Annotated in this window: 21 protein-coding genes; 10 read left to right on the top strand and 11 right to left on the bottom strand. The window is 66.7% G+C overall.

All coding sequences use genetic code 11. From position 1 onward, the window contains the following. From F7R26_RS05500 to F7R26_RS05525, 6 genes are all read left to right on the top strand, one after another. Complete coding sequence (locus F7R26_RS05500; RefSeq protein WP_150983699.1) at window positions 1-1,479, top strand: efflux transporter outer membrane subunit; 1,479 nt, start codon at window positions 1-3, stop codon at window positions 1,477-1,479. After that, window positions 1,476-2,738, top strand: coding sequence for a paraquat-inducible protein A (locus F7R26_RS05505; RefSeq protein ID WP_150983700.1), 1,263 nt, complete (start codon window positions 1,476-1,478; stop codon window positions 2,736-2,738). The genes F7R26_RS05500 and F7R26_RS05505 overlap by 4 nt, the downstream gene beginning before the upstream one ends. Then, a complete protein-coding gene (locus F7R26_RS05510; protein ID WP_150983701.1) occupies window positions 2,731-4,359 on the top strand; it encodes a PqiB family protein in 1,629 nt (542 codons plus the stop codon). Before F7R26_RS05505 ends, F7R26_RS05510 begins: the two co-directional genes overlap by 8 nt. Beyond that, window positions 4,359-4,955 (top strand): PqiC family protein, encoded by a 597-nt coding sequence (locus F7R26_RS05515; protein ID WP_150983702.1) that lies wholly within the window; start codon window positions 4,359-4,361, stop codon window positions 4,953-4,955. Before F7R26_RS05510 ends, F7R26_RS05515 begins: the two co-directional genes overlap by 1 nt. Window positions 4,956-5,016: 61 nt before the next feature. Beyond that, entirely contained in the window at window positions 5,017-5,778 is a 762-nt protein-coding gene (locus F7R26_RS05520; RefSeq protein WP_150983703.1) for a bestrophin-like domain, read from the top strand. A gap of 96 nt (window positions 5,779-5,874) precedes the next feature. Further along, window positions 5,875-6,159: a hypothetical protein gene (locus F7R26_RS05525; protein ID WP_150983704.1), complete on the top strand. Its 285-nt coding sequence runs from the start codon at window positions 5,875-5,877 to the stop codon at window positions 6,157-6,159. A gap of 36 nt (window positions 6,160-6,195) precedes the next feature. Here the strand turns inward: F7R26_RS05525 and F7R26_RS05530 are convergent, their stop codons facing one another. Both F7R26_RS05530 and F7R26_RS05535 read right to left on the bottom strand, forming a co-directional pair. Continuing rightward, window positions 6,196-6,861, bottom strand: a complete 666-nt coding sequence (locus F7R26_RS05530; RefSeq protein WP_150983705.1) for a response regulator transcription factor — start codon at window positions 6,859-6,861, stop codon at window positions 6,196-6,198. Continuing rightward, on the bottom strand, window positions 6,858-8,282 hold the full coding sequence (locus F7R26_RS05535) for a two-component system sensor histidine kinase NtrB (RefSeq protein ID WP_241754433.1): 1,425 nt from the start codon (window positions 8,280-8,282) through the stop codon (window positions 6,858-6,860). Before F7R26_RS05535 ends, F7R26_RS05530 begins: the two co-directional genes overlap by 4 nt. A gap of 555 nt (window positions 8,283-8,837) precedes the next feature. On the opposite strand from F7R26_RS05535, the gene F7R26_RS05540 reads away from it, so the two are divergent. After that, on the top strand, window positions 8,838-9,983 hold the full coding sequence (locus F7R26_RS05540) for a patatin-like phospholipase family protein (protein ID WP_150983706.1): 1,146 nt from the start codon (window positions 8,838-8,840) through the stop codon (window positions 9,981-9,983). Window positions 9,984-10,019: 36 nt separating this feature from the next. After that, on the top strand, window positions 10,020-10,760 hold the full coding sequence (locus tag F7R26_RS05545; RefSeq protein WP_150983707.1) for an acetoacetate decarboxylase: 741 nt from the start codon (window positions 10,020-10,022) through the stop codon (window positions 10,758-10,760). A gap of 4 nt (window positions 10,761-10,764) precedes the next feature. Here the strand turns inward: F7R26_RS05545 and F7R26_RS05550 are convergent, their stop codons facing one another. Continuing rightward, window positions 10,765-12,105: an ArsB/NhaD family transporter gene (locus F7R26_RS05550; protein ID WP_150983708.1), complete on the bottom strand. Its 1,341-nt coding sequence runs from the start codon at window positions 12,103-12,105 to the stop codon at window positions 10,765-10,767. Between the two features lie 61 nt (window positions 12,106-12,166). Continuing rightward, window positions 12,167-13,216: an amino acid ABC transporter substrate-binding protein gene (locus tag F7R26_RS05555; RefSeq protein ID WP_150983709.1), complete on the bottom strand. Its 1,050-nt coding sequence runs from the start codon at window positions 13,214-13,216 to the stop codon at window positions 12,167-12,169. Between the two features lie 408 nt (window positions 13,217-13,624). Here F7R26_RS05555 and F7R26_RS05560 point away from each other — a divergent pair, with 408 nt between their 5' ends. Then, window positions 13,625-15,262: a tetratricopeptide repeat protein gene (locus tag F7R26_RS05560; RefSeq protein ID WP_241754434.1), complete on the top strand. Its 1,638-nt coding sequence runs from the start codon at window positions 13,625-13,627 to the stop codon at window positions 15,260-15,262. 11 nt (window positions 15,263-15,273) lie between these two features. Here the strand turns inward: F7R26_RS05560 and F7R26_RS05565 are convergent, their stop codons facing one another. Further along, complete coding sequence (locus F7R26_RS05565) at window positions 15,274-16,326, bottom strand: beta-propeller fold lactonase family protein (RefSeq protein ID WP_241754435.1); 1,053 nt, start codon at window positions 16,324-16,326, stop codon at window positions 15,274-15,276. Between the two features lie 118 nt (window positions 16,327-16,444). Then, window positions 16,445-18,799, bottom strand: coding sequence for a TonB-dependent receptor (locus tag F7R26_RS05570; protein ID WP_150983710.1), 2,355 nt, complete (start codon window positions 18,797-18,799; stop codon window positions 16,445-16,447). A 255-nt stretch (window positions 18,800-19,054) separates the two neighbouring features. On the opposite strand from F7R26_RS05570, the gene F7R26_RS05575 reads away from it, so the two are divergent. Further along, entirely contained in the window at window positions 19,055-19,846 is a 792-nt protein-coding gene (locus F7R26_RS05575) for an NADPH-dependent F420 reductase (RefSeq protein ID WP_150983711.1), read from the top strand. Between the two features lie 93 nt (window positions 19,847-19,939). Here F7R26_RS05575 and F7R26_RS05580 read toward each other — a convergent pair whose 3' ends face one another. The 5 genes from F7R26_RS05580 to xdhC form a co-directional block, all read right to left on the bottom strand. Next, complete coding sequence (locus F7R26_RS05580) at window positions 19,940-20,368, bottom strand: YXWGXW repeat-containing protein (RefSeq protein ID WP_150983712.1); 429 nt, start codon at window positions 20,366-20,368, stop codon at window positions 19,940-19,942. Window positions 20,369-20,600: 232 nt separating this feature from the next. After that, entirely contained in the window at window positions 20,601-21,701 is a 1,101-nt protein-coding gene (locus F7R26_RS05585; RefSeq protein WP_150983713.1) for a fatty acid desaturase, read from the bottom strand. Window positions 21,702-21,871: 170 nt separating this feature from the next. Continuing rightward, window positions 21,872-23,203 carry a guanine deaminase gene (gene guaD / locus F7R26_RS05590; protein ID WP_150983714.1) on the bottom strand — a complete coding sequence of 444 codons (1,332 nt, stop codon included), beginning with the start codon at window positions 23,201-23,203 and terminating at the stop codon, window positions 21,872-21,874. A gap of 63 nt (window positions 23,204-23,266) precedes the next feature. Then, window positions 23,267-24,313 carry an adenosine deaminase gene (locus F7R26_RS05595; RefSeq protein ID WP_150983715.1) on the bottom strand — a complete coding sequence of 349 codons (1,047 nt, stop codon included), beginning with the start codon at window positions 24,311-24,313 and terminating at the stop codon, window positions 23,267-23,269. Further along, a complete protein-coding gene (gene xdhC, locus F7R26_RS05600) occupies window positions 24,310-25,344 on the bottom strand; it encodes a xanthine dehydrogenase accessory protein XdhC (protein ID WP_150983716.1) in 1,035 nt (344 codons plus the stop codon). Before xdhC ends, F7R26_RS05595 begins: the two co-directional genes overlap by 4 nt. Window positions 25,345-25,415 lie beyond the last annotated feature (71 nt).

Genomic DNA, 25,415 nt, shown 5'->3' on the forward strand with positions numbered 1-25,415 from the left:
ATGCGGACTTCTGCGCTCTCGCTCATCGCCTTGCTGACGCTCAGCGGCTGCCTGCTCGGACCCAACTACCAGCGGCCCGCCGTCGACACGCCGCCGGCCTTCCGTTTTTCCGACGCGCAGGCCAAGGATGTCGTCAATACGACGTGGTGGGTACAGTTCCAGGATCCCGTGCTCAACGACCTGATCACGATCGCGCTGGCCGAGAACAAGGACGTGAAGATCGCGGCGGCGCGCGTGGACCAGTTCCTCGGGCAGTTCCAGAGCACCCGCTCGCAGTTGTTCCCGCAGGTTTCCGCGCTCGCCAACGCCCAGCGTGAGCGCGTGCCCGTCGGCTCAGCGCTGTTGCCGCCCGGGGTCGGGCCGGTCATCAACCAGTACCAGGCGACACTCTCGGCATCGTGGGAGCTTGATGTCTTCGGCAAGGTGCGCCGCCAGACGGAATCCGCGCGTGCAAGCTTGCTGGCGAGCGAGGAGGGCCGGCGCGCGACCATCCTGACGCTGGTGGCTTCCGTTGCTTCGTCGTATGTGAACCTGCTGTCTCTAGACCGGCAAATGGAAATCGCCAAGGCCACCGTGGCCAGCCGGGCAGACTCGGTACACGTATTCCAGCTGCGCTATAGCGGCGGGGAGGTGTCGCAGATGGAGCTGGCGCAGAGCCAGTCTGAGTACGAGTCCTCGCTGGCGACCATTCCGCAGATCGAGCTCCAGATCGCGCAACAGGAGGACGCGCTGTCGATCCTGCTGGGGCAGAATCCCCAGCCGATCCTGCGTGGCCGCGGACTGGACGACCTGGCCTTGCCCATGGTGCCGGCTGGCCTGCCCTCCGAATTGCTCACGCGCCGCCCGGACCTGCGCCAGGCCGAGCAGGACCTGATCGCCGCCAACGCGCTGATCGGCGCGGCGCGCGCGCTCTACTTCCCGTCGATCTCCCTGACCGGCGTGTTCGGCACGGCAAGCGGCCAGTTCTCGTCGCTCTTCACCGGCCCGGCCCGGCTATGGTCATACGCCGGCGCAGTGACGGTGCCGATCTTCACCGCGGGTAACATCAGCGGGCAGGTCAGGCAGGCCGAGGCGCAGCAGCAGCAGGCGCTGTTCGCTTACCAGAAGGCGATTCAGGTCGCGTTCCAGGAGGTCGAGGACGCGCTGGTGTCGCTGCAGAAGACGCGCGAGAAGCTTGTCGTGCAGGGCCGCCAGGTCGAAGCGCTGCGGACCTACGCGCGGCTCGCGCGGCTGCGCTACGAGGGTGGATACACCAGCTACATCGAAGTGCTGGATGCCGAGCGCAGCCTGTTCAACGCGCAGCTCAGCTATGCGCAGGCGCAGGGGACGGTGTTCGCCTCCAGCGTTGCGCTCTACAAGGCGATGGGGGGCGGCTGGGTGGTCGACGCCGAGCGCATGACCGCGGTAGCGTACGGCGATGGCGGTGCGCCCTTGCCGCCAGGGGAGCCCGCCGCCAGATCCGCCCAGCCGCAGCCATGACGACCGCGCGCCTGATCGCCTGCCACGAGTGCGACCTGCTGCAGCGCGAAGCGGCGCTGCCGGCTGGCGGCGTAGCGCGCTGCCGGCGCTGTGACGCGGAGCTCTACCGGAGCCGGCCGCAGAGCCTGGATCGCGCGCTGGCGTTCACGTTTGCGGCCATGGTCATGTTTGGCGTGGCGAATGCGTACCCGGTGGTGGGGTTGTCGGTGAACGGCGACCTTGTCCAGAGCACGCTGTTCGGCGCGGTCCGGATACTGTATCGCGACGGCATGTGGCCACTGGCCGGCCTGGTGTTCGTCACCACGCTCATGATGCCGCTGCTGAGAATGGCGGCGATGGCGTACCTGTTGCTGCCGCTGCGGCTGCAAAGGCTCCCGCGCTGGCCCGACCAGGCGTTTCGCGTCCTGGACATCGCGGCGCCGTGGGGCATGACAGAAGTCCTGATCCTCGGCATGCTGGTCGCACTCGTCAAGCTCTCGCATATCGCTACCGTGGTGCCCGGCGTCGCGCTTTGGGCGTTCGGGGGCGTGATGCTGCTGCTTGCCGGCGCCGCCGCCGCATTCGATCCGCGCGACCTGTGGGCCCGGATCGAAGCGGCGTCGCCCGTGGGCGCGCAGGCCGGCGTGACCACGGCATCGGCCGCCACGGCGGCCAGGGCGGGCCTGCTCGTATGCCATGGTTGCGGGATGCTGTCCCGGCCCGCGCCGCATGCCCACGAAGGCAGCTGCCCGCGCTGTGGTGCGCACCTGCACTTTCGCAAGCCAGCCAGCATCGCGCGCACCTGGGCGTTCCTGATTGCCGCGATGATCCTGTATATCCCGGCCAATATGCTGCCCGTCATGGACACCAGCTCGCTGTTCGGCGCGCAGCAGGACACGATCCTGAGCGGCGTGGTCTATCTCTGGACCTCGGACGCCAAGCTGTTGGCCGCCGTCGTGTTCATTGCCAGCATCGCGGTGCCGATGCTCAAGATCATCGCGCTGCTGTTTCTCGTCATCTCGGCCCAGTTCCACTCGCCGTGGCTGCATGAGAAAAAGACGCGCATCTATCGCCTGGTGGAGCTGGTGGGGCGCTGGTCGATGCTGGACATCTACGTCATCACGCTCCTGGTGGCACTTGTGCAGTTCAGCGCGCTGGCGACGATCAAGGCCGGCCCGGCCGCGGTGGCGTTCGGCGCGGTCGTTGTGCTGACGATGTTCGCCGCGATGTCGTTCGATCCGCGCTTGATCTGGGACGCCACGGAGAAAGATCATGGTTGAGCCGCCCGAACGGCGCGACGAGCCGGGTTCGCCTGATTTTCCCGAAGCGGTGGTCAAGCCGCGCTCGCGCTGGCGCCTGCAACTGGTCTGGCTGGTGCCGCTGATCGCGGTGCTGATCGGCGGCTGGCTTGCGGTGCAGGCGGTCCTGCAAAAAGGCCCGACCATCACCATCAGCTTCAAGACGGGCGAGGGGATCGAGGCCGGCAAGACCAAGATCAAGTACAAGGACGTGGACATCGGCGTGGTCAGGAGCGTGGTGCTGTCCAAGGACCACCGCGGCGTGATTGCCAGCGCCGAACTGGCCAAGGACGCCACCTCCCTGCTGGTCGACGACACCCGCTTCTGGGTGGTGCGCCCGCGCGTGTCCGGCGGCACCGTATCCGGGCTCGGCACGCTGCTGTCCGGCTCGTTCATAGGCACGGATGTCGGCACGCAGGCCAAGGAGCGGCGTGACTTCGTCGGCCTTGAGACTCCTCCCGCCGTCGCCAAGGACGTCCCCGGGCGGGAGTTCGTGCTCAAGAGCGAGGACATGGGCTCGCTCGATGTGGGAACGCCCGTCTTCTTCAGGCGCTTGCAGGTCGGCCAGATTACGGCATACACCCTCGACGCGGATGGCAATGGGGTCACGCTGCGCGTCTTCATCAATGCACCCTACGACAAGTATGTGCGGGCCGATACGCGCTTCTGGCATGCCAGCGGCGTGGATGTGTCGCTGGACACGACTGGCGTGAAGGTCAATACGCAATCGATGGTGGCCATCCTGATTGGTGGCATCGCATTTCAATCGCCCCCGGAGTCGCCGGGGGGCGCGCCGGCGCAGGCCAACGCCGAGTTCGATCTGTTCCACGACCGTGCGGAGGCGATGAGGCGCCATGACCGTATTGCCGATACCTACGTGCTGATCTTCAAGGAATCCGTGCGCGGGCTAACAGTCGGGGCGCCGGTTGATTTTCGCGGCATCGTGGTCGGGGAGGTCACGGCGATCTATACGCGTTTCGACCGGGCCAAGAAGGAGTTCAACATTCCGGTCGAAGTGCGCGTTTATCCTGAGCGCTTTACCTCGCGCTACGAGACGGGAAAGAAGGGAGGCAGACTGTCGGACAACCCGCACGAGCTTGCCGTGTTCTTGTTCGATCACGGATTCCGCGGCCAGCTGAGAACCGGCAACCTGCTGACCGGGCAGCTCTACGTCGCCCTGGATTTTTTCCCGGGGGCGCCCAAGGCCAAGGTGGACTGGGACGCGAAGCCGCCCGAATTCCCGACCGTGCCGGGCGGCCTGCAATCGCTGCAAGACTCGGTGACGGCCTTGGTTGCCAAGCTCAACAAGGTGCCGTTCGAGGGGATTGGCGATGATCTGCGCAAGTCCCTGCAGCAAGCGGATGGGTTGCTCAAGACACTCAACACCGACGTGGCGCCGGAGGCGCGCGCCGCCATGGTCTCCGCGCGCGCGGCGCTCGACTCGGCCAACAACGCGCTGGCGCCGGACTCCACGCTGACGCAAAGCACGGCGGAGACGATGCGCGAGCTGTCGCGCACGGCGGCATCGCTCAGGGCGCTTGCGGACTACCTCGAGAGCCATCCTGAAGCGCTGCTTCGCGGCAAGACGGAGGAGAAAAAGTGATGCGCCCCATTCGTTCGATGGCCGCGGTGCTTGGGTTGGCAGTGCTTGGCGGCTGCGCGAGCTCGCCCCAGCCGACTTTCTATACGCTGACCTCCGCGCGGGCGCAGGAACGCACCCACGCCGATGTGCCGGCGGCCATCGCGATCGGGCCGGTGGCGGTGCCGGAGATGGTCGACCGCCCGCAACTGGTGCTGCGCGTTAGCGCGACCCAGGTCAGGCTCGACGAGTTCGCCCGCTGGGCAGAGCCGCTGAAGCGGCAGATCCCGGCCGTGCTCAGTGCGGACCTGGCCCAGTTCTTCCCGGGGGCGCTCGTGTCCAGCTATCCGCAGTGGGCCGATCCGGGGACGGCGTACCTGGTGTCGGTCGACGTCCAGACGTTCGACTCGGCCCCCGGCGACGCGGCCGTCATCTCGGTAGTGTGGTCCGTACGGCCGCCAAAGCAGGGGCCACTGGTGAGCGGGCGCAGCGACGTGCGGGAGCCCGCCGGCGCTGCGGGGTATGACGCGCTCGTCGATGCGCACAGCCGGGCGCTGGCGGCTGTCAGCCGCGACATTGCCGGCGCGATACGTGCGGCAGGCACGGCACGTCCACAGTGACGGCGCAGCGCGGCCGGGGTGGAGGCTGGCGCCGCCGTATCGCGGCAACAGGGGGTGAGACATGAACCACCTCGTCATCGCCTTGATCGTGTTCGCCTGTGTTTTCGGCAGTTCACTGCTTGGCATGTGGGCGCGCGCCATGCTGCCTGAACACCACCTCAGCGATCAGTCCATCGGCGTGGTCAAGATGGCGACGGGCCTGATCGCCACGATGGCGGCGTTGGTGCTCGGGTTGCTGGTGTCGTCGGCCAAAGGCACGTTCGACACCGTGAGCAGCGAGCTTGTGCAGAATTCCGCCAGCGTCATCCAGCTCGATCGGGTACTGGCCAAATATGGCCCGGACGCGCAGCAGGTTCGCGTTTTGCTCAAGCGTGTCTACGCCGAAAAGATCCAGATACTCGACTCCGGGGACGAGGCGCAGATGGCAAAGCTCGGCAATGCCGAATCTGTCAGCCAACTGGAAGCCTTTCAGCGCAAGCTGGAGTCGCTTGCGCCGCGCGACGACGAGCACGTTCAACTGAAGGCGAAGGCCATGCAGATTGTCGAGAGCGTGTTCGCGGCGCGCTGGCTCGCGTTGCTGCAGACAAAATCCTCGATCCCGATCTCCTTGCTGATCGTGCTGGTGCTGTGGCTGTCCATCGTATTCGGCACGTTCGGGCTGTTCGCCGAGCGCAACGGGACCATCGTCGCCGCGTTGATGATGTGCGCCTTGTCGACTTCCGGGGCCATCTTCCTGATCGAGGAAATGAGCACGCCACTCTATGGGCTGGTCAGCGTGTCGCTTGCACCCATGCACGACGCGTTTGCCCATCTTGGCCGGTAGCGCACAAGGCGCCGCGCTCGGCGCCATGCTGACCTACTCTTGAGCAGGGCACGCGCCGGCGTGAGGTGTTTGTGCCGGCCACAACAAGGAGTCGTGATGAAGATCCTAGCCAGTTTGGCATGCGTCATGCTGTGCGCGAACGCGTATGCCGAATGCACCACCAACGCGCGCGGGGCTGTGGTTTGCAACAACGGAGAATCGGCCGCCGGGTACAACCGGAACACGGGTAACGGCTTTACGTCGGAGAAAAACCAGAACGGCGTGACGACGACGCAGACCACCAAGGGCGGGGAGGCCAAGACCAAGGATGGCAAGGGGGTCTATACGAGCCCGAGCGGAAAGACCTGCGCCAGGACAGCCCGCCATCAGGGCTGCAACTGAAGCGCGGCGGCTGGCTTCAGGCACGCCCAGGCCAGGTCATGGTGCCGTGGCAGCGGGTGCGCCCGGACCGGGGTGAAGGAGCGGATGAGCGATGCCGGCCTTGTCGGTGATGCGCACCAGTTCGGCCAGGGAGTGAGCCTCCATCTTTCTCATCACGCGGGCGCGGTGGACTTTGATGGTCTTTTCCGCCGTGCCCAGTTCACAAGCCATCTGCTTGTTCAGGCGGCCTTCGACGACCAGCGTGAGCACTTCGCGCTCGCGCGGTGTGAGGCGGTCTATGCGGCTGTAGATCGCTTCGATCTCGATGCGGCTCGCGCGTGCTTGCGACGCCCGCCCCAATGCGGCTTCGATCGCGTTCAGCAGATCGCTCTCACTGACCGGCTTGACCAGGAAGTCCGTCGCGCCGGCTTTCATGGCGCGCACGCTGGCGGGGATATCGCCATGTCCGGTAATGAAGACGATCGGCAGCGGCCTGCCTGCTCCATTGAGCTCACGTTGCAATTCCAATCCGTTCAGATCGGGGAGTTGCAAGTCGAGCACCAGGCAGGCGTTGCACTCGGCAGGCGAGCCGCTGTCGAGGAACGCGCGCGCGCAGCCGAATCCCTCAACAAGGTAGCCGGCGCCGCGGATCAGGCGCATCAGCGCCTGGCGTACCGCGTCGTCATCATCCACCACGAAGACGGTTGGTGTGGGGTTGTTCATGGGTGTTCCCCCGAATGTGCGGGCTCTGTGTTCGCTGCGACCGGCAACGTGAAATAGAAAGTGGCACCTTGGTCGCTATTGTTCTCGGCCCATATGCGTCCGCCGTGCATTTCCACGATGGAGCGGCTGATGGACAGCCCGAGGCCAAGCCCTTCGCGCTTTGAGGTGAAGAATGGCTTGAAGATCTGGTCGAGGTTGTCCGCGCTCAGGCCGGGGCCACGGTCCCGCACCGCCACGCGCACCATGCCGGCGCCTTCGCGCGTGGCGTCAACCATGACCACGCGGTCCCGCGCCGGGCGGGACTCGACTGCGTGGAAGGCGTTAAGCAGCAGATTCAGCACGACTTGCTGCACCTGGACGCTATCGCCCTGCGCGGTGGGCAGCGTGGGTTCGGTGTGCTGGACCACGCGGATGCCGCGTACGATCGCGTCGCTGTGGACCAGGAGCGCCACGTCGCCGATGACGCGCTCAAGACTGAGGGGCGCGGCTTCGAGGTCGCCCTTCTTGACCAGCCTGCGAATCCTGCGGATCACTTCGCTCGCGCGGTGGTTGTCCTCGACGATATCCTGCAGGATCTCACGCACTTCGGCCAGGTTGACAGGCTGCGTCGACATGAAGCGTTGAGCGGCCTGCGCGTTGCTCAAGATCGCCGTCAGCGGCTGATTCAACTCGTGCGCGAGTGAGCTCGCCAGCTCGCCCAGCGTGGAGACACGCGTCAGATGGGCAAGCTCCTGCCGGTTACGCTGTAGCTCGTAGCGCTCGGTCCGGTCGATGACGACGGTCAGCATGAGCGGCGCCCCGTCGAACGAAGCGTCCTTAGCGGTGATTTCCGCCGGGAACTCGGTGCCGTCCTTGCGGCGCGCAAACTGGTCATGCGTGCCGCCTGCCGGCCTGCACAAGCGCACGGCCCTGGTGTCGCCCTGCCATCCTGGTATGAGCGCGTCGGCAGATGCGCCGATCAGTTCATCCTGGCGGTAGCCGAAGAGCTTCTCCGCGCCAGCATTGGCCAAGAGGATCTGGCCGCGCGGATTCGTCAACAGAATGGCAAACGGCAACAAGGCCAGCATGCCGCGCACGCTTTCATCATGCTGCAATGCCCGCGCGGAGCCGGGGACTCCGTCGGGGGTATCGCCGCGGGGGGCCAGAGGCCCATCCCGTGGCTCCGGGCGCATGGCGGTGCGCTGGACGAGGCCAGGGGAGAGCATGCCAAGGCGTGCGCCAATGGGGCGCCAGCCCTGACGCCAGGACTGGCGAAATCTCGGCCCCCTGGCAGGGTGTGGCTGTGCTGCGGGGGCGTCCGCCGCCGGGTAGCGCCACGCTGCATCATTGGCCCGCGCGCGCCGGAATTGCAGCAGCAGCAGCAACAACAGCAGCGCGATGAACGCTGCCTCCAGGAAGGCAGCAGTGCGGATGATGGTCATGGCGCCGTGCTCCCTGTCAGTGGTTCGCACGCACGCATGCGAACCCGGCGCCGTCGGCAAGCCGGCGAGCGATTGAGCCATTCAGCGTGCATGCGCCGGCATTGGGCAACTGCGCCATGGCAGCGCGTTGCTCCCCATCGCATACCTGCGCTGGGCTGATCAGCGGACCCGTCTTAAATGCTTCCTCGCGCCCCCGCGCCCAGGTGGGTGAAACGTCACTGGCGGGGCAGGCGGCCCCACGATCATGTGGCATGGAGCAAAAAAAGTGTAGGCGCTGGCGTTGCTTTGTAAAAGACATAAGTCGCGATTGTGGAACTTACCATGCGCGGATTCGCGCACGGCGCGTCGCCTCGCCGGCGGCGCGATCCCGTGATGGAAATGGGACCAAGGTCCCATTGCCGGTGGCCGGTGCGCGGGCTATTCCTTTAGTTGAGCGGCGTCGGGCAGCGCTGAGCGCCGCCGCGCGGCTGCAAGCCGCAAGTTCGCATTCCGGATTCACGCAATGGATCCGATGTGGCCCGATGCTGATCGGGAAAGATCCCCCAGGGAGCCATCATGGCGCAGCCACGCAAAGCGACACCTTCCAATGCGGCGGCGCACGGGGCGAAGTTCGACCATACGGTGCTCGTCCTGCAGGGCGGGGGCGCACTGGGCGCCTACCAGGCCGGCATCTACGCCGGTCTCGCGGACGCCGGCATTGCCCCGGACTGGATTGCAGGGGTATCCATCGGGGCGATCAACGCTGCGCTGATCGCCGGCAATCCACCAGAGCGCCGCGTGGAACGCCTGGGCGAGTTCTGGGACCGCATATCCGCGCATACCCCTTTCATGCCGCCCGCCTACCTGGAGCATCTGCGCCCGATGATGAATGCCTTCAGCGCGGCATCCGCAGTCACGTTCGGCGTGCCGGGCTTCTTCTCGCCACGGGTGCCGCCGCCCTTCCTGTCGCCCGACGGCAGCATCGAGGCGCTGAGCTTCTACGATACGCGCCCGCTCAGGGACACGCTTGAGCAGCTGGTGGACTTCGACCTGATCAGCCGGAAGGACGTCCGGCTCTCGCTGGGCGCGGTCAATGTGCGCTCCGGGAACTCGGTGTATTTCGACAACACGCAGATGCGGCTCGGCCCGGAGCACGTGATGGCCAGCGGCGCGCTGCCGCCGGGATTCCCGCCGGTGGAGGTGGGCGGGGAGCTGTACTGGGATGGCGGGATCGTCTCGAACACCCCGCTGTGGTACGTCGTCGACGAGGGCTACCGGATGAATGCGCTGGTCCTGCAGGTCGACGTATTCAGCGGCGCGGGCGAGATGCCGCAGAACCTGCGCGAGGCCCAGGAGCGGGTCAAGGACATCCAGTATGCAAGCAAGACGCGTTTCAACTCGACCCGGATCCGGGAGATCGAAGAACTTCGCGGCGCGCTGCACCGCGTCATCGCCAAGCTGCCGGCGGCGCTCAAGTCCGACCCGGATGTGCGCCAGCTCACCGCGGTCAGCACGCGCGGCGCCGTGGCGCTGCTGCACTTCATCAACCGGCACAACACGCATTCCGCCAACTTCAAGGACTACGAGTTCTCGCGGGCTACCGTGACCGATCTGTGGAATGGCGGCCTGGAAGACGCACGCCGCGCCGTTGCCAGCCCGAAATGGCAGGAAGCGATGGCGCTGGCGAGCGGGATCGGCATTTACGACATGACTATCCGTTGACATCCGTTGACGCGCAAAAAAACAGGAGCCCACGCCATGACTGAAGCTGACATAAAGGCGCACGCGTTCGCGATGCCGCTCACGAGTCCGGCATTCCCGTGCGGCCCCTATCGCTTTGTCAATCGCGAGTTCCTGATCATCACCTACCGCACCGACCCCGACGCACTGGCAGCCGTGATACCCGCGCCGCTGGAGATGACCGAGCCGATCGTCAAGTTCGAGTTCATCCGCATGCCCGATTCAACCGGCTTCGGCGACTACACGGAAAGCGGCCAGGTCATTCCGGTGCGATTCAAGGGCGAGCACGGCGGCTACGTGCACGCCATGTTTCTCGACGATGGCTCGCCGATCGCGGCGGGCCGCGAAATCTGGGGCTTTCCCAAGAAGCTGGCCTCGCCGCAGCTACGCATCGAGAAGGACACGATCGGCGGCGTGCTGCGCTACGGTCCGGTCCCGATCGCCGTGGCGACGATGGGCTACAAGCACAAGACGCTTGCCCACGACAAGATCCTGGCATCGCTATGCGCGCCCAACTTCCTGCTCAAGATCATTCCGCACGTGGACGGGACGGCGCGCATCTGCGAACTGGTGCGCTACTTCTGCGAAGACATCACCGTGAAAGGCGCCTGGGAGGGGCCGGCGGGGCTCGAGCTGTTTCATCACGCGCTCGCGCCGGTCGCGGCGCTGCCGGTGCTCGAGGTGATTTCGGGCGTGCATATCCTCACCGACCTGACGCTGGGCCTGGGGACGGTTGTCCATGACTATCTGGCTGCGTGAGCCCTCAGCGCATCCAACGCGAAAGCACGATGACATAGATCGCCGACGCGGTGAGCTGGGCCACGGTGACCGGCAGTCCAAAGCGCATGAACGTGGCGAACGTAACGGGCTTGCCGTGGCGCGCGCAGATGCCGGCGGACACGATGTTGGCTGATGCGCCGATGAGGGTGGCGTTGCCACCGAGCGTTGCGCCGAACATCATGCCGACGAACACCGGTATCGTGGCTGCGGGCCACTGGGTGAACAGCGCGCCAAGCGCGGCATCGGGCACGACCTCCGCCGCCACCAGGTAGCCCTTGATCATCAGGATCGACGCGGCCGCCACCGGGACGTTAGCCAGCAGGCTGGAGAGCAGGCCGATGACGGCAATCATCACCAGGGCAACGAGCGTCAGCTGGGTGCCGAACAACGCGTACAGCTTCAGCGCCATGACCTGCAGCAGCCCGGTCTTGGTCACCGCCTGCACGAGGCAGAAGATGCACCCCAGGAACAACAGCGTCTTCCAGTCGACGTCCCGCAGCACGTCGTCGGTTGGCTCGAAGCGGGCTTCGTACCCGACCAGCAGCGCCAGGGCGCTGGCGATCAGCGCGACCATGGGCGGCACCAGCCGGGTGGGCAGGTGCTCGCCGAAAATGAACAGCGCCACCATCGTCAGCAGGACGGCGAGCGAGAGCCCCGCATAGACGGGGCGCTCGAGCCGTTTGTGTGGCCGGCGCTGCGGCAAGGCACGCCGCATCCGCCACAGGTCCGGCATCAGCAGCGGCAACAGCGGAACGATGACGAGCAGGGCGATCACGCCGCCCAGGCTGACGCGGCGCAGGTACTCGCCGAATGTCATGCCGATCGCGCTGCCGACGAGGAAGGTCGCCGGGTCGCCGACCAGCGTGAGCAGGCCGGCGGAATTGCTCACGATGGCGGTCAGCACCATCGGCCCGACAAAGTCCACCTCCAGGGCCATGGCCACACGGATGATGATGGGGGCGATCAGGATCACCGTGGTCGCGTTCGGCAAGAAGGCACACAAGGGCGCAACCATGGCGATCAGCAACAACAGGAAACGCTTGCCGCTGCCACCCGTGGCGCTCAGGTACACGTCGCCGAGGCGGTCGAACAGGCCCGTGGTGGACAGGATGCGCGCCACCACCATGCCACCAAACAGCAAGCTGATGGGGCCGCCGGAGGTGCGGGTGGCGCTCAGCAGATCCTGTTCGTTGAGGATCCCCAGCGCGATCAGCACGCACACGCCGATCAGGGCTGCCACCGCCATGTCCATCAGGTTCAAGGCGATGACCAGGATCACGGCCCCGAAGACGCCAAGGACGATATAGATCTGCAGATCACTCATGCGGCGACCTCCGCGGCCCGTTGCACCTATCTCACCTATCTCACCGATCCCGCCATCGTCCCTACCGCATGGGCGGCGCGTACATCAGTCCGCCCTGCGTCCACGGCCGGTTGAGGCCGCGCTCCAGCTTGAGCGGGCTTTGCGCGCCAAGATTGCGCTCGAACATCTCGCCGTAGTTGCCCACGCTTTGCACCGCGCGCACGGCCCAGCCCGGGTCTACGCCAAGCGCCTTGCTGGCGTCGTCGCCGGGCTCGAGGGCGGCGCCAGGCAACGGATCGCGCATGCGCTCGCGCACGTTGGATTGCGTGATCCCGTTCTCTTCGGCGGCAATGAGCGAGAAAAGTACCCAGCGGACCAGTGTCAGCCACTGCTGGTCGTCGTTGCGCACGACCGGTCCGAGCGGCTCCTTGGAGATCCGCTCCGGCAGGATGACGTAGGCTTGCGATCCCTCCCGGCCCCGCAGGCGCACGGCTGCGAGATGCGAGGCATCCGCGGTGTAGGCGAGGCAGCGGCCCGCAAAGAAGGCGTCGGCCACTTCGGTTGCGGAGTCCACGGCGAGCGGGCTCATGCTCAACCGCTTCGCCGCGAAATAGGCGGCCAGATGTTCTTCGCTCGATGTCCCTTTCTCGACGCAGACGGTGGCGCGGTCAAGCGCGGCAATCGACTTCGGCGCGCCTCGCTGCGGCACCATGAAGGCCTGGCCATCATAAAAGAGGATGCCGGCAAACTGCACGCCCAGCGTGCTCTCACGCGCGAGGGTCCACGTGGTGTTGCGGCTGATCAGGTCCACCACGCCGGTGCGCAGGGCCGGAAACCTGGCTGAAGCCTTCAGCGCGACGAAGGTGACCTTGTCAGCCCTGCCCAGCGCCGCCGCCGCCACGGCGCGACAGAAATCGACGTCAAGGCCAGACCAGCGGCCCGCCGCGTCCTTCGCCGAAAACCCCGCAATGCCCTCGCTGACACCGCAGCGCAGCGTGCCGCGCGACCTGGCCTGCGCCAGCGTATCGCCATCCGCGGCATGGGCCGGCAAGCCGGCGGCGGCGAGCAACGGCAACGTTCCCAGCCACAGTCGTTTGACGATGCGCCGGACGATATGCCGAAGGTGGATCATGCTTGCCCCCAAGCCAGGCGCGGCAGCGCGCCGCGGCTGCCGACAGATTCACTCTGGCAGCGATCTCCTGGGGCGTCAATTGGCCTTTCGTCGTACGGGCAAGGGAGAGGGTGGGGGACACCACGTCCGGCCAATATGCAATATGGGAGACTTGCAATGAGGCGCTTGACGATCACCGACATGCCTGCTGCTGAGGAACGCGATCGGGACGGGTCCGAGCGCCTTTTCTGTCTTGCGTGGACCAAAAGGGCGGCTACGCTATTAGGTGTCCCCCGAGAATTCGCAAACCTTCGACCTACGCTCGTCTGATCTGCGCTGTGGTCCGCCATGCCGGCGGCGGCGAGCCATCCACCACGGATGGCGGCAAATGACAGGCAGTACCGCCTGGCCCGGCCCAAGGAGACGCCAATGATGAAAGCAATCGGACAGTTTTCTCGCCTCGGCGCGCTGATGGCCGTGCTGGCTCTGCCGTCCTTTGCAAATGCGCAGGCAGTCCAGGCTACCCAGGGCAACGAGAAATTCGGCACGGTTCATTTTCCGACCTCGTGCAACCCGGCGGCCCAGCGGCAGTTCGAGCACGCGCTGGCAATGCTGCACTCCTTTTACTATCCAAATACCGTTTCGGCATTCAAATCCGTACTTGAGGACGATCCACAATGCGCCATTGCCTATTGGGGCATTGCGATGAGCCAACGTCCCAATCCATTGCTGACACCCTTTGACGAGACCAGCCTGAAAAACGGGCTGGAAGCGTCGCAAAGGGGCCTGGCGCTTGGTCCGAAGACGGAACGGGAAGCCGACTGGCTGCGCGCGATTGATCTGTTCTACAAGGACTACCGCACGGTCAGCCAGCAGCAGCGCACGCTGGCGTACGAGCAAGCGATGGCGAAGCTCTCCGCCAAATATCCACGAGATACCGAGGCCGCCATTTTCTACGCGCTCGCCCTGAACGAGGCTGCATCGCACAGTGATAAAACTTACGCCAGGCAGCTTAAGGCAGGCGCCATTCTGGAGAGGATCTATCACGCGCAACCAGACCATCCAGGGGTTGCCCACTACCTGATTCACAGCTACGACTGTTCAGCGCTTGCGCAGCGCGGCCTGCCCTTCGCCGAGAAGTATGCGTCGATTGCTCCCGACGCGCCCCACGCGCTCCACATGCCTTCGCATACCTATTCGATGCTGGGGATGTGGCCGGAGTCCGTCAAATCGAACGAGGCCGCCCTGATTGTCATGGTTGGGGATGCCGCCAGAGCCTGGCCCGGGGCGACACATCCAAACGCCCCGCACTCGTGGGACTTCATGGAGTACGCGTACCTGCAGATGGGAATGGATCGGCGCGCTTCCAGCGTGCGGGATCAGGCAGAGGCGGCACGGAAGTTCCCCTTTGAGCGGCCCGCGCTATACACGGCGCTTGCCGCCATCCCTGCGCGCTATGCGCTGGAGCGCGGTGCATGGCAGGAGGCCGCGGCGCTGCAACCGCGCGGCAGCAGCTATGCGCAGGCCGAGGCGATCACGTATTTCACGCGGGCACTTGGCGCCGCACGCAGCGGCGATCCGCAAGCCGCGCAGGCCGACATCGAGAAGCTGCGCGAACTGCGCGCGAACCTCGAGAAGTCAAGGCAAGCCTACTGGGTCGAGCAGGGCGACGCGCAAATCCTCGCTGCAAGCGCCTGGGTCGAGCTGGACATGGGCAGGAATGAGGAAGCCGTGAGCCATATGCGGCAGGCGGCCAAGCTCGAAGACGCGAGCGAGAAGGATGTGGCCATGGAAAACCGTCTGTATCCGATGCGCGAGCTCCTGGGCGATATGCTGCTGGGACTGCACCAGCCTGGCGCTGCATTGCAGGAATATGAGACTTCCCTGAAGTCCACCCCGAACCGGCTGCGAGGACTGTATGGCGCGGCAAAGTCAGCGCAGATGCTGCACGACGATGCGAAGGCGGCCAACTACTTCAAAAGGCTGGTCTTGCTGACGGCCAATGCCGATGCCACCAGGACCGAGATCCAGGAGGCCAGAGGCTATCGCGACAACGCGAAACCGTAAGGATCGTATTGTCAAGGCGCATCGAGCGTCCCGGGGCTCTTCGGGTAGGTGACAATGCCCCAGCTCAGCGCCACGCCGGCCACTTCGCGCAGCGGCTGGTAGGTCCGCGCGTCCACCACATAGACGGCGTTCGAGCGGCCGCAGGCGATCAGCAGCCGCGCGTCGTCGGGGGTGAAGCTGAAGTGCCAGCAGCGTTTGCCGGTGGCGATGTTGGCGATGTTCTCATAGCTGCCGGCATCGAATACCTGGATGGTGTCCGCCCGCGACGCGGCCACGAACAGGCGTTTGCCGGCACGGTCGAAGGCGGCTCCGTAGGGCCCGCTGCGCGTCGGCACCGTGCGCAGGATGTGGTAGTCGGCCGCATCGAGCACCAGGAACGCACTGGCTGACTCCAGCGTGACGATATAGCGCTGTCCGTCGGGGCTCACCTTGATGCCGCGCGGCCGCGACCCGGGCGGTGTCTTGATCAGGTTGAGGCGGCGGCCGCTGGCGCGCTCGTAGACCGACACCGTATCGTCGCCCTCGTTGGTGACCAGCAGCAGGCGCGCGTCCGGCGAGAATTCGATGCCTTCGGTCTCCAGGCCGCTAGGGATCGCGCGCGTGACGCGCCAGTCCTTGAGGTCGATCACGGCGATCTGCGCCGGGACCGGTGCGTCGTCGCCAGCCTTGCCCGGCTCGCCGGGCTCATAGGTGACGAAAGCCTGCCCGCCGGACACGCGCACGAATTCCGGGTTCTTGCCGATCGGGATGCGCCTGGCCAGTTGGCCATCGCGTGTGTCGATGACGGTAAGGTCGCCGGTTCCCTTGTTGGCGGCCAGCAGGTATCGTCCATCCGTACTGATGGCGATGCCGCGCGGGCCCTTGCCGCCGGTGTCGAGCGTGCTTGTGATGTCGAGCCGGTCGAGGTCGATCACCGCGATGCCGCCGCTCTCGCTCGACACATAGGCCTTGGCCGCCTGAGCGCCTCGCGGCGCCGCGCCTGGCGCGCAAGCGGCGCAGGCCAGCGCGGCGCATAGCGCCAGCATGATCCGGCCAGATTGGCCATTGCCCTGTCTCGTCGCCATGCACGCCTCCCGTTTTTTGCGTTGCTTGCCGTTGTTCCCGGCCCGATCCCATCCGGCTGCCTTTCATTCTTGGCGACGGCGCGGCAACTGCCAAGGATTTCCCACATGCCTGCCGCCGCTAGCGCCCGCCCCATTCATAGCGCACGCCCACCAGAAAAAGGCGCGGCGCGCCCGGTGCGACGAAGCGCTCGATCGGCACGGCCGCGCCGGGCTGCAGCAGGGTGCCGCCGGGAAACACGTTGAGGCCCGCCTGCCCATAGGTTTCATATCGGCGGTCGAACACATTGTCGATGCGCGCGTAGAGCTGCCAGCGCGCATCGACCTGCCAGCTCGCCCGCAGGTTGAACAGCACGAAGCCGGCGGTGCGCGCCAGGCGCGGATCCTGCGCGCTCAGCGCGCCGTCCTCATTGCCGGCCACCGGGCGCGACGACGATACGACCATGGCGCCGCCGAGCGTGACCGACTCGGTGGCACGCCAGTCACCGCTGAGCTTGAAGCTGTGCAGCGGCACGCCCGCCATGCGCGTGCCGGGGCGCACATTGACGGGCGCCGCGAACGGCGTCTGGATCTGGCCGTCTGCCTGGTAGGTGGCTTGCAGGTAGCTGTAGCTGACGCGCAGCATCACCCGCCCCAGCCGCTGGCGCAGCCCAAGTTCCAGCCCCTGGCTGCGGGTCTTGGGGAAGTTGGTGAAGTAGCCAAGCGGGCTGACCGGCGAGCGCTGGAACAGGATGTCGTCGCGGTTGTCGCTGCGGTACAGCGCGAGCGTGAGCTCGGTGGCATCAGCGGCCTTCCAGCGCCCGCCGAACTCCACCGTGCGCGCTACCACCTGGCGCAGGTACGGATCCGCCTGCAGGCCGGTGGGCAGCTGGCAGGCGTTGGCCGGATCCGCGCAGCCCAGCTCGATGGCGGTCGGCATGCGCGTGCCTTGCGAGGCCGAGGCAAAGACCGTGAGGCCGCTGCGCAACTGGTGCGAGAGCCCAAGCGAAGGATTGAGCTTCGAGAACGTGAAGCGTTCGTCGGATGCATTCGGCAAGGTCAGCACCGTGTGCGTGCTCGAGGTGTTCCAGCGCGCGCTCGCGGTGAGGTAGCTGTGCGGCAAGAGCTTGACGGTATCGGAGGCATACAGGCTGACGGTGCTGGTGCGTCCATCGAGCGAGGCGTTGGTGCCGGGCGTGGCGCCGGGGTCCGCCACCGCCACGCGATCGTCGCTGAAGCTGGCGGGCTGCGTGTCCTGGCGATACGATGCGCGGCTTAGCGCAAAGGCGGCGCCCAGTACTGCGCTGTGGATGTCGCCCGTATGGGACCACTGCCCGGACAGCCCGTAGTCATGCGTGTTGACGGTCGAGGTGTTGAACACCGCGCTGGCCGGCGCGGCGCCGGGCTCGCAACCCGCGTTGCCGGCATTGCCCTGGCAGCCAAGCAAGGTGCCGAGGTAGTCGTCGCTGACATCCCCGGTGCTGGCCTTTGCGTGCCCCAGGCGAGCATAAGCCGTCAGCGCGATCTGGTCCTCGGCGTTGAGCTGGTGCGTGCCGTTGAGCGTGACCTGCAGCGAGCGCGTGCGGGTGAGGTCGGGCGCGGTGTAGATGGCATTGCGCTGGCTGCCGTAGATGCTGTCTGGCAGCAGGCCATTGCCGGACAGGCTGCTGCTGCTGCCCGCCACGCTCACGCTCCATTGCGTATCGGTGGTCGAGCGGCCGACCTTGGCGAACAGGTTGCCCAGGCTGCTGCCGGACAGCTGGCGCCAGCCGTCCTCGCGAAAGCCCGTGCCCGCCACGAAGGCGTGCCAGCCATCGCCAAGCAGCTTTCCCCCGCTCACGTCGAGCCGCGCGCGGCCGTGGCTGCCGAGGCTCAGGTCGGCCTCCACGCCGGGATGCGTCTCGCCGGACTTGGTGGTCAGCGCCAGCGCGCCGCCGAGCGCGTTGAGGCCGTAGAGCGGGTTGCTGCCGGGCACCAGCGTGATGGTGCTGATGGCAGCCTCGGGGATCGCCGTCCAGTCGACCACATCGCCCAGCGCGCCATTCTGGCGCACCCCGTCCAGGTAGAGCGCGATGCCCTGCGCCGCGCCCAGGGTGGAGGACAGGCGGTAGCCGCGATAGAGAATGTCCTTCTGGAACGGGTTGCCCTGTACGTCGTTGATCACCACGCTGTCCATGGTCTCGCCCAGGAACGAGGACAGGTTGCCGGACTTGGCGCGCTCCATGTCGGCGTCCGTCGCGGTTTGCACATTGCCGGCAAACGCCTCGCGCGGGATGGAGAACGACGGCAGCGGCGCGGGCGCGACCACGGTGACCTCGCGCAGGTTGTGGACCTCGTCGCCAGGCGCGGCGGGCGGCGCCTGGGCGGCCACGCCTGCCGCTGCGCCCGCAGCCAGCGCCGCCAGGGCCACCCTCGCCACCTGCGCCCATGCGGCTGCCCTACGTTGCGCGGCGGGCGCGAGCCTTGAGCGGCGCGGACAGGGGAGGGCGGAGGCCATGACCGATTCCGTGGGGACAAGGACGCAAGGGCGGAGGATCGCGGGTGATGCAAGTGCTACTTACTGTAGTGCACAGGGTGGCAAGCGCCAAATCGATCACGCGGCAGCAGCGGGGCAGCGGGGTGGCGGCGCGCGCTGCATTTTTCGCCTAGAGTTTGAAGGCGTGCCAAGCGCACCGCACCCGCTTGCCGTGTTGCTGTGTTGCTGTATTGCAGCATCACGATGTCTGATGTTCATCGGATCGAGGAGTCCGCCATGCCGTTTCCAGAGCGCATCGAAACCATCGACCGGCAGCGCCGCCTGCTCAGCGGCAGCGTGAGCCTGGCCTTGCTGGCGATGTGGCTGGGGATCTCCCCCTCGCGCCTGCGCGCGCAGGCTAGCCGGGAAGGCACTCCCATGCCCATCGGCGTGATCGGGTCGGGCCGCATCGGCGGCACGTTGGGCGGGCTGTGGGTGAAGGCAGGCCATCCCGTCCTGTTCTCCTCGCGTCACCCGGATGAACTCAAGCCGCTGGTCGAGAAACTTGGCCCGCTTGCCCGCGCGGGCACGGTGGCCGAGGCGCTGGCGTTTTCCAATGTGATTTTTCTTGCCGTTCCTTACAAGGCCTTGCCTGAGATATCGGCGGAGTATGGCAAGGCCTTTGCCGGCAAAGTGGTGGTGGATGCGACCAACGCCGTGCTTACGCGCGATGGCGCCATCGCCGAAGAGGCGATGCGCAAGGGCATCGGCATCACCACGGCAAAGTACCTGCACGGCGCGCGTATCGTGCGCGCCTTCAATTTCATGGGCGCCACCAACTTCGCCAGTCAGAACCACCGGGCCGAGGGCCTGATCGCGGTGCCGATCGCCGCCGACGATCCCAAGGCCCTGCGCATCGGCGAGCAACTGGTGCGCGATGCCGGCTTCGAGCCGGTGGTGGTCGGCCGGCTTGCCACGGCCGATAGCTTCGCCCCGGGCGGGCCGCTGTTCCATCAGATCGGCTCGGCCGACGCCATGCGCGCGCGCATGGCGGAGCAGGGCGGCAAGATGGTGGAGACGCCTAAATGAAGGGAAGCGGTTCTGGCCAGGTGCGCGGCCTTGGCCGTACGCGTGGTACGGCCAAGGCCGAGCAACGACGCCAGAATCTGTCTGAGTGGCCGCTTAGCCGTGCCAGGCGCCCTTCATCCAGACCCAGCCGCCGCCCTCGAAACGCCAGACCCAGTGTCCGGGCACCCAGTAGGCGTGTGCTGCGGGGGCGACGGTGATCTGTTCCACGATCACGGGCGGCATCACCGGCACCGGCTGCTGGACCCAGCGGCCGTGCACCCAGAACCAGTCGTTGCCTTCCCACTTCCAGTGGCCCGGCACCCAGTTCCAGCCGTAGGCAGGCGCGGGGCCGCGGTCTTCGTGCACCGGCGGTGGCATGTTGCGGACCACCTGGTGGGGTGGCGCAGGCGCCGGCTGGCGTACTACCACGCGCTCGGTCACGCAACCGGCCAGGCTGCCAAGCACCGCCAGCGAGGCGAGCGCCGGCAGGGCGGCGCGGAGCAGGCGGCGGCGTGCGGGCGCATGGGGTTTGCTGATTGCCATTTGTCTTTGTCCTGTTTGTCCTGTCGGCGCTGATTTGCGCTCGGGCGTTGTCCAAGGGGCGGCCCCGGGTCGGGATGTGCAATGACCCTGGGACCGATACCTTGCTTAACGAGGCAAGCGCCGCTGCGCGGGACAAGCGCGCGGAAAGATTTTGTAATTGAGTATTACGCGCCCCAAAAGACAAAGCGCAGCCAGGGCGGCTGCGGCAGGGGGTGGGGGGGAGGATGGTGGGTTATGCCGGCACTGGCGCGTTGGCGCTGGTCTGGCGGCCGCGGAAGTCCGTCCAGCAGAGCGCCTTGAAGTCGTACAGCTTGCAGCGGCGCGCGGTATCGAAATACCAGCGCCAGGTGAAGTTCTGGATGATGATGCGGCCCGGCAGCGCATGCTCCAGCAGCGCCTGGGCGCGCTTGAGGCGGTACAGCGGCACGCTCATGTCCACGTGGTGCGCGGTGTGCTCCATGATGTGGTGCAGCGCCGCGCCGATGCCATAGCGAAAGCGCAGGTGCACGGTGGTGGAGACGAAGGGCTGGGCGCGCGCCCACATGGCCTTGGTGTCGTACCAGGCCACGCTGGTGTGGGTGTGGTGCACGTAGAGCACGAAGCCCACCGTGAAATTCCAGACCAGGAACGGCAGCACGAAGCCCAGCCCGACCAGCAGCGCCACCGACTGCCCCGTGGCGATGGCCAGCCACGCCAGCGCACCGATCCAGGCCACGCCGAAGAGCGCCACCAGCGTGCAGTCCCACATGAAGACGGCGCGGCGCGTGGGCATCTGGCGGCGGCTGGGGAAGAACATCTTGAACCACCAGATCTCGACCAGGTAGTACAGGCCCGCGCCAAAGCCGGTGCGGTAGACCCGCTCCAGCGCGCGGCGCCAGCGCGGCAGGGCCTGGAATTCCTCGAGCGAGTAAGGCTGCCAGACGAAGTCGAAGCCCTTGAGGTTGGAGTAACCGTGGTGGACCACGTTATGGCCCACTTCCCACAGGCTGTAAGGCGTGAGCGACGGCAGGAAGGTCAGCCGGCCCAGCCATTTGTTCAGGCCGCGCCGGGGCGTCAGGCTCTGGTGGCAGGCATCGTGGCCGATGATGAACAGGCGGGCGATGATCAGCCCCGTTGCCACGCTGGCGGCCAGCTTGGCGAGCCAGTGGGAGAACAGCACCACCCCGGCCAGCGCGGCCAGGAACAGCGCGGTGTCCAGCGCGAACAGCGCCAGCGCGCGCGGCGTGCTGCGCGCGGCAAGCGGGATCAGCCAGCCGCGGATGATCTTGCGCGAGGGCAGGGGGACGTCAGGGGAAATCGGCTCCGGAAAGGAAGCTTGCTGCGTGGCAATCATGCAAAAACCTTCAGTTGTCGAACGCGGGGTCGGGCTGGGCCCGAGACTGGCGATGCGCGGCCACGGGACAGGCCGATGGTGTGACAGCTTAGAAGGATTGCGTGACAGGGGTGTTGATCCGGGTCAAGCCAGCAAGGCCGGACCCGGTGTTACACAGCGGGAAGTGACGATTAGTGCGCGGCGCAGGCCGGCGCGCTCGCCGGCTCGCCCATCACATACACCTCGCCGATGACGCGGTCGTCACCCAGCATGGCGAAGGCGAACAACTGCTCTTCCAGCGTTTCCGAGCGCTCGCTGCGGCGCGCGATCAGCGGCGTGGCCTGCGGGTCGAGCACGATGAAGTCGGCCTCGCAGCCGGGGGTGAAGCTGCCCACGCGCTCGCTCCAGCCCAGTGCATCGGCGGCGGCACGGGTGGCCAGGTAGAACATGCGCAGCGCGGTCAGGTGGTAGCCGCCCATGCGCGCCACCTTGTGGGCGGCGTTCATGGTGCGCAGCATCGAGAATGAAGTGCCCCCGCCCACGTCGGTGGCCAGCGTCACGTTGAGGCGGTGCGCATCCGACTGGTGGAAGTCATAGAAGCCGCTGCCCAGGAACAGGTTGGAGGTGGGGCAGTGCGCCACCGCCGCGCCGCTGTCGGCCAGCCGCTTGCGGTCGTCCTGGTCGAGGTAGATGGCGTGGCCGTACAGCGCGCCCGGGCGCAGCAGGCCGTAGTGATCGTAGATGTCCAGATAGCTGCGGGCTTGCGGGAACAGCTCGGCCACCCATTTCACTTCGTCGCGGTTCTCCGCCACGTGGGTCTGGATGAAGGCGTCCGGGTAGGCCTTGGCCAACTCGCCGCAGGCTTGCAACTGCGCTTCGCTGGAGGTGGGCGCGAAGCGCGGCGTAATGGCGTACGACAGGCGGTTCTTGCCGTGCCAGCGCGAGATCAGGTCGGCCGAATCGCGCGCGCCGGACTCGGCGGTGTCGCGCAGGAATTCGGGGCAGTTGCGGTCCATCATCACCTTGCCGGTGACCAGGCGCAGGTTGCGGCGGTCGGCTTCGGCAAACAGCGCATCGGCCGACGCCGTATGCACGGTGCTCCAGGCCACGGCGCTGGTGGTGCCGTTGCGCAACAGCTCGTCGGCGAAAAAGCCAGCCACGGCCGCCGCGTATTCCGGCTCGGCAAAGCGGCGCTCCTCGGGGAAGGTATAGGTCTCCAGCCAGTGCAGCAGGCCGGGCGAGGGCGAGGCGATGATGTCGGTCTGCGGGTAGTGCACGTGCGTGTCGATAAAGCCCGGCACGATCAGCTTGCCGCGGCGGTCGATCACTTCGGCGCCGGCCGGGATCTGGTCGGCCAGGTCGGCATGGCTGCCCACCGCGGCGACATGCCCGGCGGTAACGATCAGCACCCCGTCTTCCCAATACTGATACGCGTCGTCATGAAACTGGGGGTCGCGCAGGAAGTGCAGCACGCGGCCACGGATGGCGCGGGTGATGGACTGGGTGGGGGGCGTGGTCGTCATATCGATGTCTCGTCATGCGCCGGCGCGCGCATGGCGCGCCGGCATCTTGGGGTGAGCCGCGCTTCAGGCCGTGGAGGCCGCGGCGGGCAGGGGGGATTGCCAGAAGTGGTCGACTTCGGCGAGGAAGGCAGTCTTTTGCGAGGCGGGCAGGAACGACGCCTCGAAACTGTTGCGCGCCAGCTTGTGGCCATCGGCCGCGGTCAGCGGCAAGGCTTCGAAAGTGGCTTCCCAGTTCGCGTTCATATAGCCGCCGAAATAGGCGGGGTCGTCCGAGTGCAGCGTGACCAGCACGCCGGCTTCGAGCAGGCGGTGCAGGGAGTGGTCGCGCAGGTCCGGGTAGACCTTGAGCTTCTGGTTGGACAGCGGGCATACCGTGAGCGCCACGCGCTCGCGGGCCAGCCGCTCGACCAGTGCCGGGTCGTCGATGGCGCGCACGCCGTGGTCGATGCGCTCCACCTTGAGGATGTCGAGCGCGTCGGTCACGTATTGCGCCGGGCCTTCCTCGCCGGCATGCGCCACCAGGTGCAGGCCGAGCTCGCGGGCGCGGGCAAACACGCGGGCGAACTTCTCCGGCGGGTTGCCCTGCTCGGAGGAATCCAGCCCGATGCCGACAAAGCGGTCGCGGTAGGGCAGCGCGGCTTCCAGCGTGGCGAAAGCGTCTTCCTCGGAGAGGTGGCGCAGGAAGCAGAGGATCAGGCTGCTGGAGAAGTCGTACTGCGTGCGGGCCTGGGCGAGCGCGTCGGAAATGCCGTCGATCACCACATGGATCGGCACGCCGCGCGCGGTATGGGTCTGCGGGTCGAAGAAGATCTCGGCGTGGCGCACGTTGTCGGCGACGGCACGCTGCACGTAGGCCATCGTCATGTCGAAGAAATCGTCCTCGGTCAGCAGCACGCTGGCGCCGGCGTAATAGATATCGAGGAAGGATTGCAGGTCGGTGAAGGCGTAGGCCTTGCGCAGGGCTTCCACGCTGGCGTATGGCAACTTGACCTTGTTGTGCTGGGCCAGCCGGAAGATCAGCTCAGGCTCGAGCGTGCCTTCAATGTGGACGTGCAGTTCCGCCTTGGGCGTCTGGCGGATACGGTCTGCGAGCGCGGCATCGAGCGTCATGGGGTTCCTTTTGCGGTCTTGGTTTGCGTCGTGCTCGTCGCTTTGCCGCTGCGGCTGGCGACGAGCGCACCCAGATGGGCGAGGCGCTGGTCGCGAACCTGCAGCAACTGGGCGACGATGGCAACCGCAATCATAGCCGGAGCCTTGTCCGTGATGCCGCAGACGCCCATCGGGCACGTCATTTCCGCGAAGCGGGAAGGGTCAATTCCGTGCTCCGCCATGCGGTGCTCGAAGCGCGCGCGCTTGGTCTTGGAACCGATCAGGCCGAAGTAGGCGAAGTCGTCGCGCCGCAGGATGCGCTCGCACAGCGTCTGGTCCAGCGCGTGGCTGTGCGTCATCACCAGGAAGTAGCTGCCGGCGGGCGCGTGGTCGACCACCGCCTCGGGGATGTCGCTGGCTTCCGGGGTGACGTTGTCGGGCAGGTCGGCGGGAAACAAGGTATCGCGCTCATCCACCCAGTGCACCTGGCACGGCAGGTTGGCCAGCACCTTGACCAGCGCATGGCCCACGTGGCCGGCGCCGAACAGCACCACGTGCAACTCGTCCGGCACCAGGGTGTCGGTCCAGCCGCCGTCCGCCTGCAAGGCCACCGAGGGCAGCAGCGCCGGTGCCGCGGCGTGTTGCACCGCGCCGGTGCGCGGCACCGTGCGCGTCAGTGCGCGTCCGGTGCCGAACGCGGCCTGCACCGCGTCCAGCCACGGCAGGTCGGCCTCGCCCAACACCTCGAAGGCGAGCAGCACCACGCCGCCGCAGCATTGGCCCAGCGCCGGGCCCAGCGGGATGCGCACGATCTGCCGCATCGCGTCGCGCTCGGCCAGCATGGTGCGGGCGATCTCCATGCCGCGCCACTCGAGATGGCCGCCGCCGATGGTGCCGACCAGCTCGTTGGCGGTCACCAGCATGCGCACGCCCGCCTCGCGCGGGGCGGAGCCTTTGACCTCGGCGATGGTGACCATCACCACCGGCACGCCGGCGCGCACCCAGCGGGTGGCGTCGGCGAAGCGGAAGGGTTTGAGGGGCGCGTCCTGCATGGTGATGCCTTTTTTAGTTGATGCTCGTTACTTCGTTGCGGTCTTCAGCGAAGATGGCCTGTGGGAGAGGG

The organism is Cupriavidus basilensis (genome assembly GCF_008801925.2).
GTDB lineage: Bacteria > Pseudomonadota > Gammaproteobacteria > Burkholderiales > Burkholderiaceae > Cupriavidus > Cupriavidus basilensis.